The organism is Sphingobacterium sp. UBA7855 (assembly GCA_002500745.1).
Classification (GTDB): Bacteria; Bacteroidota; Bacteroidia; order Sphingobacteriales; family Sphingobacteriaceae; genus Sphingobacterium.
Genome location: DLST01000002.1, coordinates 39142 through 53158 on the forward strand (window position 1 = coordinate 39142; position 14017 = coordinate 53158).

Consider the following 14017-nt stretch of genomic DNA (forward strand, 5'->3'; position numbering starts at 1 on the left):
ATTGTCTAACTATGTTTAAATGTTTTTAGGTGCATATTTTGCAAAAACAGATAAGCATCTACTCCTTTGTCATCTAAATATTCATGTTGCTTTGTGACTATGAAGTTTAGATGATTAGATACCGAAGTAAGTAACATTTGTAATGTTAACAGTACAATCCTACTGCTAGTCTGAATAATATCTATATCTAAAGGACGAACTAACCCATGCTCTTTAGAATAATTGTACTCCTCTGGTTCGCTAAATTTCAATGAACCGTGAGCAAAGAGATTTCGAATTTTATAGACAGCTTTTATACCTACTATGTCTCCTGAGCAATTCTTATCTGGAATAAAATAAGAAGCATTCTCTTCATAACCATCAGTATGATTTAAAAGCAATTTGAAAAAATCTACGGTCTCAGCGTAGCCAACGGGGATGGGGTACTTTGGTAAATAATTTTTACTTAAGAAGTAATTTAGACGGCTTATCTTTCCAATAGGACCGCTTTTATATTCATCGTAGGTTATACTATCGATAACACTCTCAAAACCTCCCCAAATAAATGAAAAACGAGTAAGTTCAGTAATAAGGTTCGAATGAAAATGCGATTTTGCTTGCTCGTATTCTATGGCGGGACCGCACCACATAACATCATTATCAAATATATCGCTTACATATTCAACATTCATTATCCCTGAAGCAAGCTGAAACCAAGAAGCTTGTGAATGGTCTTCATAGGGATACTCGCTGTATAGAAAACGTACAATATTATGACAGTGCCGTTTAATGTCAACAAACTTACCATTCGGGCATAAAGTACATAGTTGATCTGTAAGATTAACCTTATATGTTTTTGATCTCTGACAATTTACTATTTTGATAGCCTTATTCATATGTCTCAAATCAATATTATCTTTCAAATTCTTTGATCTTTCTCAAATCTTCAGTCTTTAATGCATCGTCACTTATCAGTCCTGTTGAATACAAGATAGCATTCCTAATATCTTTTCTCCCAATACCAGATGCCTGGACAGTAGAGCTGCTAAAATCATAAATCATAGCCGTTTCTAAATAAGTTTCAAATTCCTCTTTCTGGGTTAGAATCTCATATTGCAATATTCTTTTAAGCACATCAAATAGTGCTTGAACTCCGACTGTTTTAAATATGTAAGACCTTGGATTGTAATTTTTCCAAACAGTATCTGCGGCAGCTGATAAGTAATTTAAAATGATTTTAAAAATGTATTCGTCATCTTTGTTTAGATATTTTTGTCTTAAAGGGGAGTTATCTCTGAAGTCAGAAATCATTTTCCTAGATCTATTACCCCAAATATTTTCTTGAGCCATTTCGACTCTATCTCTTTTAGCATTCGATGTGATCAAATTTAGAATTCCATCAACAATCGTAGCAGTTGACACTGTCCATTCTTTTTGGGTTTCAAAAATTTGTTTGGATAGTACACTAGAAATTTGTGGCGCAATCTTGATGTGACCACTTAGTGGGCTTTCTTTGAAATTCAAACGCCGTGTAAAATACACTGCAAGTTTTTCTGGTGTCCAAGTATGCTGAGGCTCGTCTTCTACGTTGAAGCCAAACTGTTCTAAGGCCAAGCTTTTATCTACTCGTTTTTGGTTACCATTAATTGTAGCGAATAGGAAAGCTTGGTAAGAATTTGGTAAGTCAAAAAAAATGGCACAAGGCATTTCTATATTAAGCTTAGATTGATCGCTCAAGTATTTTTGCTCGAATCCCATCAGTCGATGTTGGCCATCAATAACTGCTGCTAACTTTTTATTTGATGGAATGATAATTTTATATAGATTACTGTCTATAGCGTCAATATCCCATCTAATATTCTCGTCGTCAATTAGTACACCCTCCTCTGAATAGTTTGCTGCTAAAATTATAGCGTTTGGAAAAGACATTTCAACAGACCCTATGTATTTTCCAATTTCTTTTAATCGCTTTTCATCAATTTTGCGCTGATTTCCTTTTAGCTTTCCACTCTCATTTGTATATTCGAGCTTTTCCGAAAATGTAAGGGTTAAAAGATCACTAGCTTTAATTGAGGTGATAAAGAAATCACTCAATGGTTGAGTAACCTTTAGTGCATATAAAGTTAAATACATCATACTATAAATCTCCTCCCAATGCCGAAAAACTATCATATCGCGTATTTCTCGCTCTCACATAAATCCAAGTTGCTAAGGATATACAGGTAAAAATTGAGGTCATTTTGATAGCACTTTCGACTCTGCCAAATTTTATATCCACGTAAGAAATATATATAAAACAACTACTAAAGATTAAAGCTGCGATCAATATTAAAAATTCAATTCCATTAGTGTTATTTTTCGTGGTATTTTTTATTAAATACAAAAACCTTTCCACATAGCTTGCCATCATTATTGCCACGCTGTAGGTAATTAGGTTTGTGGGAAGATCGTTCCAAGTTCGATCTTGTACAGTGTCGAAGGTACTTTTATCTATTAAAAAAGGTAACCATACTCCTAGAGAACTTAAAAATAGAACTGTAATAAAGAAATACAGCACATGTTCTAAAAAATTTAAATTTATCATTATTTTTAGTGATTTTAAGATTATAGCGTTAGGATTGAAGCTCGCTTAGGTTATTTAACTTTTCAGTATTCAACTTTAATATTCCTAAACTTATTCATATTCAAACATGGTTAACTCCTCCAATTAATTGTTAGAATGTGTCGTTGTCTTTTATAATTATATAATTTTCAAATCTATTTATATAATTTTCCATGTTTTGCTCTGCATCAGCCACTGATATACCTATTTGTTGCCCTGGAATATATACATCGATATCTCCATTTATTGAGCAGTATTTTGATATTTCCCACGAATACGGGTAGTTACTTGAAATCCCACTAATAACATTTTTAAGAATTCTTCCATGGATAGTGACGTCAGCAACACACCACTTAACTTGTTTTACAATCTCATATTTTTCCATATTGTTTTGTTTTTATCTTTGCATAATTTTTCTAAACCCATTCCACCCTCTATGCAATATACTATGGCAATTTGAACACACTAGCATCAAATCATCTAAGCTTGTTGCGGTTTCTTCTAATAAAGAATATAAAGGTTTTTTATATTGAAATTCAATAAATCCATGACCAATTTCCCCATACACTTTCTCAAAATCGAAAGAACAAAGTTCACATTCTAGTTTGCCATGGAGTTTCAGTACTTTTTCCTTCTTCTTTTTGACGATAGTGGTATTTCGTTCCCTTGCTAAATGATATCGGTATAAAAGACAACCTTCTTTTACCTTTACATCATCATCAATATCGTTCGGCAGATTAATTATCTCATTTTTAATCTCTGGATTGATCGCGCTCAGATTAGTGGCATTGGCAAGCTTATGAAGCATTTCCTTATTATCTTTGAATTCTTCAAATACTTCCTTGTCAAGTTTACTTGTTGAAGCCATTCCTTTGCCAGAATATGTTCTATCCAGTGATAAAAAATTACTCAGCTTGAGACCAACCCCGTTAGGATCTCTAAACTTTTCATAATCATCTTTATCCTCATGAATGGGTAACTTATTTAAAGTGTTTGATAATTCAACAACCAACGGATTCCTAGCATGTATCTGCCCTGGTTCCAATCGAAAATATAGATCCAACGCAAGAATCAGCTCGTCTCGTTGCCATTTAGGATTACGCTTTTTTTTCATTGTTATACCTTCTCACCATAATTGTTCGTCTTTCTCCTATAGCTAGATGAAAATTAAATTCACGCTTACATGTTAAAAGGAGGCGTATTATTGTCCTTAGGTTTAACAGCTTTTACAATATCCCTTAGAATTTCATTTTGTTCGCGCAGTGCTGCGGTGTGATCGCGTTTGGCGATTAGGTATTTGCCGAGGAGACTTGATAGAACAAGGTACAGCCCGAAAAGACAGATGGCAATAAATCCGCCGTAAATGAGGTACATTAAAAAGCCGATTGATAACATAGTTTTTAGTTTATTTGTTAATGTATTTTTGTTTTATGTGTTAAGCATTTGTATTATTTGCATACCTTTTCTCAATAAACCTGTATGTCTCGTCAAAAATGATATCTATTCGTAAAAAAATAATTCTTTCAAGCATATCAAGCCTATTCATTTCTTCGTGAATTCTAGTAAATTCATATTTCACTTTATCGAATTCAAAATTGGTTAGATTTATAGATGGAAACTGTCGTAAGAGATGAATTGACGGATGAGACAAAGCCGGTATGTTAGGAACGATGCTATTGCCAATTATGAAATAATAGACAATAGTATTTTTCTCAAATTTCCATTGATGTAAATGTCCGGCAAAAGCAAAACAAAGTTGAAATTTACGTTCACTGCATCCAGAAGAATAGTCATCTTCATCTGAGGGAAATAGAAAGATATAACAAAAGTTGTCGATTTCATTATGTCCAACTATTATTTCGTCGGTTTCCCAAATACCACCGGAAAATCCCTCTATTGGTATAATTCCAAAATCAACCTGTCCCATACTTACTCCAGATACTTTCTTTGTCATTTCATCCTCTATTTAGTTTTTCCTCAAATTCTATTTACTCTTTGATCTGACGTCAATTACTCCATAATACTTGGTTAAAGTTGCTAAAGGGTCTAGCCCTAGGCTATGAACAAAGTTTAGAACTTCTTCAATCGGGGCTTTCTTTTTGTTGTCATTCACATACTTAGAAATTTTACCTGTTGGGATATTCGTATCCTGTTCAACATTCTTTCTCTGGAAAGTATAGGTTCCAAAAAGCTGAGCAGCAGGAGATAGGCCGTTTAGTTTGTTAATAAGAATATTTTTTGTTTTTATTGGATATATTCGATCTATGGTTGAATTGAATTTATCTTCGGGTATGCCAGAAAGATAATTGGCGACATAAATTATTGGAAATACTTCATCTGTATAAGGTATTGCGGAGGCTTCATGGCTCAATGCATTGATCCTATCTGGAGTAATTCCAGTAATGTTTGATAATTTTGATTTATTTATTTTAAGCTCATCTAAATACGCGCCTAGTGGTGTGTTCATAATTACAGTATTTTTTTATACGACATTTGGTTTTAAAATTTCCATTTCTCGTATATATTCCTTATATTTGTGATAGTTATTATAGCGACATAATTGAGAGGCCATTGAGCTTCTTTTACGATTGTCACTCATGAACGAAACCGTCAAATTCCACATGAGTAGATCGTGAGCTCGCATCCTATTGGATTTTATTATCTTTGTATATATTTAATTCAATAGAGCGATGCTCATGTAAGTCTTCTGTGGACCCATAATCTCGATTATGGTGGCTCTTGACGGTGCCAGTTCAGATGCTTTGGGTATCGTTCTATTGGTTTTAATCCAATTTCACTTTCCCGAACTTCTCAGAGTGTGATCGTTTTTATAACCAAAACGATTATGACAAAACGATTTAAACACCGCCAAAAATGCCAGACTTACCTCAAGGAAGTAAGTATTCGGTTTTCCAATTTAATTCTAATTAGTAAGATTATTCGGGCTCCAGAATAATCAGGTTAAACAATATAAACCAAAATAGGGGATAGCGGCATCCGCATTATAGTTCGTGCCGAATCGGTATGCACTAGCAAGGCCCTTAGACTAGGTTTCCCGATCTGTATAAGACACACTACACCCTTTAATTTTGTGTAATTAATAAAATTGCTCTTACGAGACTTTAGACACCTTAAATGTAGCATTTTTATTTATAAACATCAAATTTAAAAACTATAATTCTGTATTGTAAATCTATATTATAGATCGGTTTTTTTTATTCTTTCCGAGAGGAAACGCCATAACGACCCCTATTGATGACTTGTAACTAACTTTTTGGCGTTTTGCGGATTCGTTAATTTTTTATTTGTTATACATGTAGTTTTTAAAATAAACTGCAAATGACAACCCTTTTTTAATGCAAAAAATTTGCAAATGGGGAAGCTATGCTCTTTTCAAAATATGGAGTAGGGCTGAAGTCATCTTTATTGAACCTATAAATGAACCAAAAATATTTAGATCTGCTACCATTTGAGCTAGCATTTTATGATATATATCTTGAAGGATATGATCCATTGAAAACAATCAGGGACTTTTGGGCCCATTATTCTATTGACGAATGCCATGAGCATATCAAAGAAGTGTATGAAAGTTTTGTTATGAACAGTGACTATATAGATGTAACCGATCAGAATAAGAAGTACGAATTTTTTATCGTTTTACTTCGCCTAATGATCGCTTATTTTATGGTACACTACCGAAAGATAAAAATTGATGATCTAAAGTTGTTATTTGCCGAGTCCTCAGATAAAATAGATACTGATTTTATAATCAGAAAAAGGATTCATGAATTTTTTGACCGCGTGAATAAGCAATTTTAAACAATAAGCAGATGACAAACAGATCAAATCTGATGGCTGTCTTATTGGATAAGGTAGCCCACCAAGCATCCGTAAAAGATGCTGTAAAAAATAATTTAAAAAAAGTGCAGCACGCGTGGGATAAAAAGTACTCCCTCAGTTGTATAGTATATAGTCTTCGGCAGATGACGTCGGTATGTACTATTATACCTATGCCTAAGACTTCAAAAGGAATGTTTCATATAAGGGCAATTCTAATCCTGTCCCTTATAGTTCATATGTTTAGTTTATTAGCTCAAACGCCCCGCAAGGACAGCGGGGCGGACGGGTTGCTCTCCATCAGCGGAACCGTCGTATCGTCTATTGACGGTAAGCCGATCCAAGGTGTTTCCATCCGCGTCGAAGGCGAAAAGGGTAGAGGTTCTACTAAAGTTGATGGTTCCTTTTCACTACACGTCACCAATCCCAAAGGTACTCTTTCGTTTTCTCACATGGGATTCAGGCGCTTAGTGCTATCCTATGTCGCAGGGGTATCAATGGCTGTTCAATTAATACCATTGGAGAATCAATTGAACGAAGTGGAGGTGGTGAGTACCGGCTACCAAAAGATTCCAAAAGAACGAGCCACAGGAAGTTTTGTGCAGGTGGATAACGCGCTATTGAATAGGAGCGTAAGCACCAATATCATCGATCGGCTAGAAGGAGTGACGAGTGGCCTTGTATTTAATAAAAATCCTGAAAGCAGTTCCCCCATCACTATACGTGGTAACAGTACCATATATGGAAATCAGGTTCCACTAATTGTGCTAGATAATTTTCCGTACGAAGGTTCCTTGGAAAGTATCAATCCCAATGATATCGAATCGATTACAGTATTGAAAGATGCAGCGGCTGCATCAATATGGGGGGTAAGGGCAGGTAATGGTGTTATAGTGATCAATACCAAGAGAGGAGCAATTCAAAAAGCACAAGTAAGCTTTGTTTCGAACATAACATTAGGTCAAAAGCCGGATATTTTTTATCGCCCCCAACTCTCTTCATCTGCGTATATTGCATTGGAAACTGACCTGTTCAATAAAGGTTATTTTTGGAATGTAACGGATGGTTTTTCAGCCATTTCCCCAGTAGTATCGATGCTGCAGCAACGGAAAGACGGAACAATTTCTGCAGCTGACTCCGCCGCTTTCATCGATCGACTGAAGAATTACGACGGCCGGCACGATATCTACAATACCGTCTATCAGCCTGCTGTAAATCAACAGCATGCGGTATCAATACGGGGTGGCGGTGCCGCACACCGATATTTTTTATCGGGTGGCTATGATCGAAATCGGGGTACAATTATCAATCAGTTAGACCAACGCTATTCGCTTACAGCAAAAAATTCATTTAACATCTGGAAAGATCGATTGACCATTTCTTCGGATATTTTTTTTACTGAAAGTGATAGGAAGGGCGTAAGTTCCCCTTACTTGACACCGCGATATCCCTATGAGCGAATGTTTGACGAAATGGGCAGTGCATTGCCCACAGTGAAAGAGCTACGCGAAAGTTTTGTAGAAAGTATCGATACTGATCAAATGTTAGCATGGTCATACTATCCTGCTCATGAGCTTAATGCAGACCGCTTCATCAATGAAACGGATTATAGATTAAATCATCGTATTGAAGGGAAGATTTTGTCGGGGCTTAATTTTTCAGCGGATTACCTGTTTCAAAAAGGAATACAAAATAATAAGCGGCATTATCTATCCAGTTCATATTATGTGCGTAATCTGATCAATACGTTTACACAACGAGATGTAACGACAGGTCTGTTAACCCGACCCATTGCATTAGGTGATATTCTAGATCAGGACAATAGTCGCTATACCAATAAGGCCGGAAGAGCGCAGCTTAATTTGGACAAACAGTATGGCAAACATCAGATCCATGTGCTAACTGGATTTGAAATTAGGGATTATACAACGGAATCATCCAGCGATAGGCGCTACGGTTATGACCCTGAAACTGGCATATCAGCTAATAATTCGATCGATTTCTCGAAAGAATTTTCGCAGTATTATGGATATGGTAGTTCGCGTATCCCTGGTCGGGTTGCTAATAGAAAGGCAATAGATCGCAACCGCTCACTGTATTTTAATGGATCGTATACATTCAATAACCGCTACACCTTATCTGCGAGCGCCCGTAGGGATGAATCTAATTTATTTGGTGTAAAAGCAAATCAAAAAGGGGTGCCGCTTTGGTCTATTGGTGGCTTATGGCAACTAGCGAACGAAGACTTTTATGGTATCAAAGCTTTACCAGTGTTACGTCTAAGGGCTTCTTATGGGTATAATGGTAATCTGGACAAATCAATATCGGCTTATCTCACCACACTGGCAGGTACGGGTATCAATAGCTTCGGTAACTACTATTTAAAAATCTCCAATCCGCCAAATCCATCCCTACGCTGGGAAAAGGTCGGTGTATGGAATTTTGGAATGGATTTCGAAACGGCCAAAAAGCGGCTGATGGGATCTGTAGAATATTATCGTAAAGCAAGCACCGACCTGATTGCAAACAGTCCGCTTGCTCCGCAGGCGGGTGTGCTTACCATAAAGGGCAACGCGGCTGATATGCTGACGACAGGTTGGGATATTACGCTCAATAGCCGCAATCTCCTTGGTGCATTAAAGTGGGAAACGACTGCAATGTTGAGTTTGGTGAGCGACAAGATTACAAATTATAAAGCCAAACAGAGTAATAACTTTGACGTGGTAACAGGCAACTATATAAACCCGCTGGAAGGATTTCCATTATATGCTTTATTTAGCTTTCCGTATGTGGGACTCGATAGTGAGGGAAACCCGATAGGGCGGTTAGACGGAATGGATAGCCAAAATTATAGCGCGATGATGAACAGTGCCAATAGTGCCAATTTAGTGTATTCAGGCTCGGCAACACCGACGTGCTTTGGTAGCTTATTGAATACCTTTCGATATCGTGATTTTGATCTCAGTTTTAATATCATTTTTAAAGCCGGCTATAAATACAGGCGGGGATCAGTCAACTACACAGAATTAATAACTAACTACATGCAGCCCGATTATGAATATCGTTGGCAGCATACTGGTGACGAAAACTGGACGAATGTACCGGCAATGGTATATCCCTTTGACAGTAATCGGGAGAGCTTCTACAAATATGGGGCAGCACTAATTGAAGATGCCAGTGCAGTTCGCCTAAAAGATATCCGGTTAGCTTTTCGCAAAGGTATCAATAGGATCGGTATACGAGAACTCCAGCTTTTTGTCTATGCTAATAACATAGGATTGATTTGGAAAGCCAATAAGAAGGGCCAAGATCCTGATTCACCTTTAATGCCTATGCCTCGTAACTATAGTGTTGGAATAAATGCAAACTTTTAATAACATGATGAATTTAAATAAATACATGACTTCAATAAAGGTTTTCTTATTGCTGTTCATTTTGTTGCATCTTACAGCATGTAAAGATAGTTTTCTTGATGTGAAGCCGTCTACAGACATTGTGTCTCCAAAGACATTGGATGATTTTCAACAAATGCTGGATTATCCCCGGGTAAATCAAACATCAGCACTCCCGTTGCTATCCTCGGACGAGTACAGTATACCAGAGGAAAAAGACTTTTTGACGCAGTCAAATTTGGAACGAAATGTTTATGTCTGGTCTGACGATCGGTATGGTGGACAGACGAGTATAGAAGATTTTAATTACCCGTATGAGGGCATATTTTATGTAAACTCGGTTATCAGGGGAATGGAAGATCTTAAAGATGCTGCCGTAGATCGAAAAAAATATAATCATATTTTAGGGCATGCCTATTTTGCACGCGCTTTTGCATGTTTTGATCTGGTCAAAAACTTTGCCGCACCCTATGATGCAGTTTCAGCAGGACAGGAACTAGGAATAGCCTTAAAGCTTTCTCCTAATATTGATGAAGTAGTACAGCGTTCTTCTATCCAAGAAAATTATGATCAGATCTTGTCCGATTTGAAACGTGCTACTTCATTACTGGATGCAACCATTACAGTCAATAGAAACCGGGCGAACAGGCCTGCTGCTTATGCTCTGGCTGCCCGCATCTATCTAAGTATGCGCAATTATGAGTCGGCAGAGCGATATGCCGATAGCTGTCTTGCTATGTATGATAAGCTTATCGATTACAATAGCGTTAGCTTAACAGCAGCAACACCTTTTGCGATAGACAATGACGAGTCAATGCTGTATTCAACAGTGGGACGAAATTATTCATTGGTATTATATGCGAGTACACAAAACATGAGCATCGATAATGGCCTGTATAATTTATATGCTGATAATGATCTTCGCAAATCCATCTTCTTTTCAAAAAATGCTGCAAACGGACTCATCAAGACAAAACGGGGATACAGCGGGTCTTCCCGGTTCCCTTATTCGGGATTGGCTACGGATGAAATATATCTGATCAAAGCAGAATGTGCAGCGAGAAAAAATGATCTTCAAAACTGTAAGGATTATTTATTCAAGCTGCTTTCCAAAAGATATAAAACCGGGACATTCACAATGGATAATTTTTCTACAAAGGCCGAAGCCCTAAATAAAGTATTGATAGAAAGAAGGAAAGAATTGGTATGGCGGGCAGGATTACGTTGGGACGATATAAGGCGGCTCAATAAAGAGGGTGCCAACATCTCGCTTAGCAGGAAGCTTGGAAACGAAACGCATATACTCGAAGCAGGTTCGGCACGATTTGTATTCCCAATCCCGACCAATGAATCTATTTTTTATACACTTAATAAGTAATCATGAGAAAAATCTTATTTAAAATAATTTCATGTTTTATAGCCTGTCTTTGGGCAATAGTCTCGGTAGGGCATGCGCAGTCCGATATAACCCTTGCGGGGCGATTTTTAAAAGAATTACCTAAGGGTACAAAGTTGCACCTGATTGTGCTCGATGAATATGCTTTGCCGAATTGGTACGCATTTTCGACATCTTACAAAAGCGAAATCAGTACGGATGGCACCTTTCAACTTAGCTTTCAGCCTAAGAGTTCCAAACTTTTTGTCAGTTTTAAGCTTGAGGGCCCTCATCAGGAATATAATTACCTCAATAGCCTGGATAATAATTTTACACTTTATCTGATGCAGGCCGGAGATAGCTTGCAGATGGATGTAGCGGATGATAATATTAATTTTTATGGACGAGGTGAGGATCGGATGAACTGCCAGCAGGCTATCTATGCTAATCAGATATTTCCGAGAAATTCGATTTTATCTTTGCTTCGTCAGAAAGAACGCGAAAATAGTAGTGATTACATAAAGTCTTTAATAGAGTTGATAGAAAGAAATCTACAAACAAAGCTAGCCATACTTGACCTTTACAAAAATGATTTGACCGATTCCGTATTCCAGATCATAAAATACAATACGATCGGAGGTGCCTATTCAACAATATGTTCACAATTGTGGTTGAACAAAGGAAAAGCAGGGTTTGACTTCCCGGTATTCAGGCAAGAATATCTAAATTGGCTATCTCACCTTTCAAAAGATGATAATGATCTGGCCGCATATGCGCCACTGTACATTAAATATCTTTTTGAACGGGAGCGAAGCCGAGCAGCTTATACCAAATATCCTGATAAAATTGCCCCTGATTTTGAATTCACGGATATACTGCAAGCGATTACTTCGCGTATTGCAAACAAACAACGCGAAGCATTGTTAACAGCAACCGCAATAAATCTCGCCGAGCAGAAAGCGGGAGTACAGGACAGTGCGGCAAGCATTTATAAGATGTTAAAGGATCCCTCTATTAAGTATCTATTTGAAAGATGGCAGTTGAAAACAGGTAATAATGTGCCGGCATATGCCTTTAGCCTGCCGGATACTTCAGGTCAGATACATCGCCTGGAAGACTTTAAAGGGAAGATGATTCTTATTGATCTGTGGTTCAACGGGTGCTTCGGCTGTAAATATATGAACAAAGAAATGCGCAAGATCATAGACCATTTTAAATCCAAAAAAACAAAGAATATTGTCTTTATTAGCCTCAGTGTTGATAAAACCCGAAAGGCTTGGATAAATGGATTGAAGACCAAAGAGTATAGCCAGCCAGAGCAGCTGAAACTTTCAACATATGGAACTTCATGGTATGAGAGTCCATTCTATAAACATTACAATTTTAAGGGAGCGCCGCAGCTATTACTTATTGATAAAAAAGGTAATGTTATTTCGTCGGGGCCTCCAGATCCGAGACTAGATGGTGGAAAAGCATTAATTGAGTTAATGGAAAAGAATCTTTAATACGACAGGCCGGCAAATGACTGCCGGCCTGTTGCATTAGATGCAAAAGACTATTGGTAAAAAGCCTTATCTGAATCTGGGTGTGGTTGTACACCATTTGCCGAAGTAGCTTGACTGTAGTCTAACGTCGAAGGCAATGAAGCATTCTCAGATTGAATGACACAGTCATTTGGACTCGGCTCTTGACAATTCTCAATAGGATTTGGCGCAGTTGTAATTTCTAGATATTTCCCAGTCGACTGGTCATTTACCCAGTAACGCATCGTAGCCTTCCCTGTAGCAATTGCTTCAAGTTTCTGCGCTTGTTGATTTTCTAACTTTGAAGCTTTTTGCGCTTGCGCATACTGAGCCATTCCGGCGCCAGCTGCTATTGTTGCTACACCCAGTAGCAATTTCCCATAATTTTTAATTCTTTCCATGGGTTTAAATTTTAGAATGTTTAACTTTTGTTTTTACCAGGGCAAAGATTCCCGCTATCAACCAGATGATATTAAAGGCGATATGCGTTTTCCAGCCCATCGATTCGATTACACCACCACAGTGACAAAGCTTATGCTCCACAAATTTGACCATCAAGCTGAGGTAAACAGTGAATAGGATCATCAATACAGTCGAAGCCCATAGGGCAGCCCGCTTAATCCAATAAACCGGGATAACCAATAGGATCGCAACCACAATCTCCAACGAGGGGATGCCATAGCCGATCAATTTCGCGTACTGACCTAGATAGGGGATCTTGCTATTACCCTTGATAAAGGCGGCCATGTTCATAAACTTAGCCCATCCCGTGTACATGTAGATAAAGGCATAGCCATAAATGATCACTTCAGGTAAGTGACGATAGATCCAGCGTGCACCCGAGCGGATTGAACTACCGCGTTTAGGGGAGCTTGCCGGCCGATCCTGTTGATATTCGTATGTATTGAAGTGCTTCTCCATAAGCGCTTATATCGTGATGATGTATCTTTTGTTTGTTGTTCTACGGAGCCACCTGCACCCAACAGACGGATTTCCTGGGTAGCCTTGCTGCTTAACGACATTGCCGGAATAGCGCAAATTTTCTTTTGTACTGTCTCATAATCGTGTTTTTTATTGGGCATTTCGGATATCGCTTAGCGGTACCTTGACTTGCTTCAACCAAGCTTTAGGATGCTGACCTGCTTTATCCGACCTGCTATTACAAAGTTGCACTACATTTTCTGGTAAATGTTGGGATTTTGACCACAAAGTTTTGGGTTTTCGATCGCAAATTATTGCGATCGAAAACCCAAAATATTGGTATAGCATGCCCAAGAAATTGGGTTTAACTTAAAGGTAGAATGGGATC

General features: G+C 37.7%; 13 protein-coding genes. 4 read left to right on the forward strand and 9 right to left on the reverse strand.

Annotation, left to right across the window (positions count from 1 at the left end; translation table 11 throughout):
* Positions 1 to 5 precede the first annotated feature (5 nt).
* From B2107_RS01205 to B2107_RS01235, 7 genes are all read right to left on the reverse strand, one after another.
* Positions 6 to 902 carry a hypothetical protein gene (locus tag B2107_RS01205; RefSeq protein ID WP_293952393.1) on the reverse strand — a complete coding sequence of 299 codons (897 nt, stop codon included), beginning with the start codon at positions 900 to 902 and terminating at the stop codon, positions 6 to 8.
* Positions 892 to 2115 carry a DNA phosphorothioation-associated DGQHR protein 1 gene (locus tag B2107_RS01210; protein ID WP_293952395.1) on the reverse strand — a complete coding sequence of 408 codons (1224 nt, stop codon included), beginning with the start codon at positions 2113 to 2115 and terminating at the stop codon, positions 892 to 894. Before B2107_RS01210 ends, B2107_RS01205 begins: the two co-directional genes overlap by 11 nt.
* A 578-nt stretch (positions 2116 to 2693) precedes the next feature.
* On the reverse strand, positions 2694 to 2966 hold the full coding sequence (locus B2107_RS01215) for a hypothetical protein (protein WP_293952397.1): 273 nt from the start codon (positions 2964 to 2966) through the stop codon (positions 2694 to 2696).
* A 12-nt stretch (positions 2967 to 2978) separates the two neighbouring features.
* A complete protein-coding gene (locus tag B2107_RS01220; RefSeq protein ID WP_293952399.1) occupies positions 2979 to 3695 on the reverse strand; it encodes an HNH endonuclease in 717 nt (238 codons plus the stop codon).
* Between the two features lie 65 nt (positions 3696 to 3760).
* Positions 3761 to 3976 (reverse strand): hypothetical protein, encoded by a 216-nt coding sequence (locus B2107_RS01225; RefSeq protein WP_293952401.1) that lies wholly within the window; start codon positions 3974 to 3976, stop codon positions 3761 to 3763.
* A gap of 40 nt (positions 3977 to 4016) precedes the next feature.
* On the reverse strand, positions 4017 to 4535 hold the full coding sequence (locus B2107_RS01230) for a hypothetical protein (RefSeq protein WP_293952402.1): 519 nt from the start codon (positions 4533 to 4535) through the stop codon (positions 4017 to 4019).
* A 30-nt stretch (positions 4536 to 4565) separates the two neighbouring features.
* On the reverse strand, positions 4566 to 5048 hold the full coding sequence (locus tag B2107_RS01235) for a hypothetical protein (protein WP_293952404.1): 483 nt from the start codon (positions 5046 to 5048) through the stop codon (positions 4566 to 4568).
* Between the two features lie 971 nt (positions 5049 to 6019).
* On the opposite strand from B2107_RS01235, the gene B2107_RS01240 reads away from it, so the two are divergent.
* Genes B2107_RS01240 through B2107_RS01255 form a run of 4 tightly spaced genes read left to right on the forward strand, consistent with a single transcriptional unit; the run spans position 6020 to position 12690 of the window.
* Entirely contained in the window at positions 6020 to 6400 is a 381-nt protein-coding gene (locus B2107_RS01240; protein ID WP_293952406.1) for a hypothetical protein, read from the forward strand.
* A gap of 11 nt (positions 6401 to 6411) precedes the next feature.
* Positions 6412 to 9792, forward strand: a complete 3381-nt coding sequence (locus tag B2107_RS01245; RefSeq protein ID WP_293952408.1) for a SusC/RagA family TonB-linked outer membrane protein — start codon at positions 6412 to 6414, stop codon at positions 9790 to 9792.
* Between the two features lie 4 nt (positions 9793 to 9796).
* On the forward strand, positions 9797 to 11188 hold the full coding sequence (locus tag B2107_RS01250; protein ID WP_293952410.1) for a RagB/SusD family nutrient uptake outer membrane protein: 1392 nt from the start codon (positions 9797 to 9799) through the stop codon (positions 11186 to 11188).
* 2 nt (positions 11189 to 11190) lie between these two features.
* On the forward strand, positions 11191 to 12690 hold the full coding sequence (locus B2107_RS01255; protein ID WP_293952412.1) for a TlpA family protein disulfide reductase: 1500 nt from the start codon (positions 11191 to 11193) through the stop codon (positions 12688 to 12690).
* Between the two features lie 50 nt (positions 12691 to 12740).
* Here the strand turns inward: B2107_RS01255 and B2107_RS01260 are convergent, their stop codons facing one another.
* Together B2107_RS01260 and B2107_RS01265 are read right to left on the reverse strand one after the other, a co-directional pair.
* Entirely contained in the window at positions 12741 to 13109 is a 369-nt protein-coding gene (locus B2107_RS01260) for a hypothetical protein (RefSeq protein WP_293952414.1), read from the reverse strand.
* 4 nt (positions 13110 to 13113) lie between these two features.
* Positions 13114 to 13629, reverse strand: a complete 516-nt coding sequence (locus B2107_RS01265) for a MauE/DoxX family redox-associated membrane protein (RefSeq protein ID WP_293952416.1) — start codon at positions 13627 to 13629, stop codon at positions 13114 to 13116.
* Positions 13630 to 14017 lie beyond the last annotated feature (388 nt).

Excerpts from the sequence above, each read along its gene's own strand:
- B2107_RS01210 (WP_293952395.1), bottom strand. The coding sequence starts at position 2,115 with ATGATGTATTTAACTTTATATGCACTAAAGGTTACTCAACCATTGAGT.
- B2107_RS01215 (WP_293952397.1), bottom strand. The coding sequence starts at position 2,966 with ATGGAAAAATATGAGATTGTAAAACAAGTTAAGTGGTGTGTTGCTGAC.
- B2107_RS01220 (WP_293952399.1), bottom strand. The coding sequence starts at position 3,695 with ATGAAAAAAAAGCGTAATCCTAAATGGCAACGAGACGAGCTGATTCTT.
- B2107_RS01225 (WP_293952401.1), bottom strand. The coding sequence starts at position 3,976 with ATGTTATCAATCGGCTTTTTAATGTACCTCATTTACGGCGGATTTATT.
- B2107_RS01230 (WP_293952402.1), bottom strand. The coding sequence starts at position 4,535 with ATGACAAAGAAAGTATCTGGAGTAAGTATGGGACAGGTTGATTTTGGA.
- B2107_RS01235 (WP_293952404.1), bottom strand. The coding sequence starts at position 5,048 with ATGAACACACCACTAGGCGCGTATTTAGATGAGCTTAAAATAAATAAA.
- B2107_RS01240 (WP_293952406.1), top strand. The coding sequence starts at position 6,020 with ATGAACCAAAAATATTTAGATCTGCTACCATTTGAGCTAGCATTTTAT.
- B2107_RS01245 (WP_293952408.1), top strand. The coding sequence starts at position 6,412 with ATGACAAACAGATCAAATCTGATGGCTGTCTTATTGGATAAGGTAGCC.
- B2107_RS01250 (WP_293952410.1), top strand. The coding sequence starts at position 9,797 with ATGATGAATTTAAATAAATACATGACTTCAATAAAGGTTTTCTTATTG.
- B2107_RS01255 (WP_293952412.1), top strand. The coding sequence starts at position 11,191 with ATGAGAAAAATCTTATTTAAAATAATTTCATGTTTTATAGCCTGTCTT.
- B2107_RS01260 (WP_293952414.1), bottom strand. The coding sequence starts at position 13,109 with ATGGAAAGAATTAAAAATTATGGGAAATTGCTACTGGGTGTAGCAACA.
- B2107_RS01265 (WP_293952416.1), bottom strand. The coding sequence starts at position 13,629 with ATGGAGAAGCACTTCAATACATACGAATATCAACAGGATCGGCCGGCA.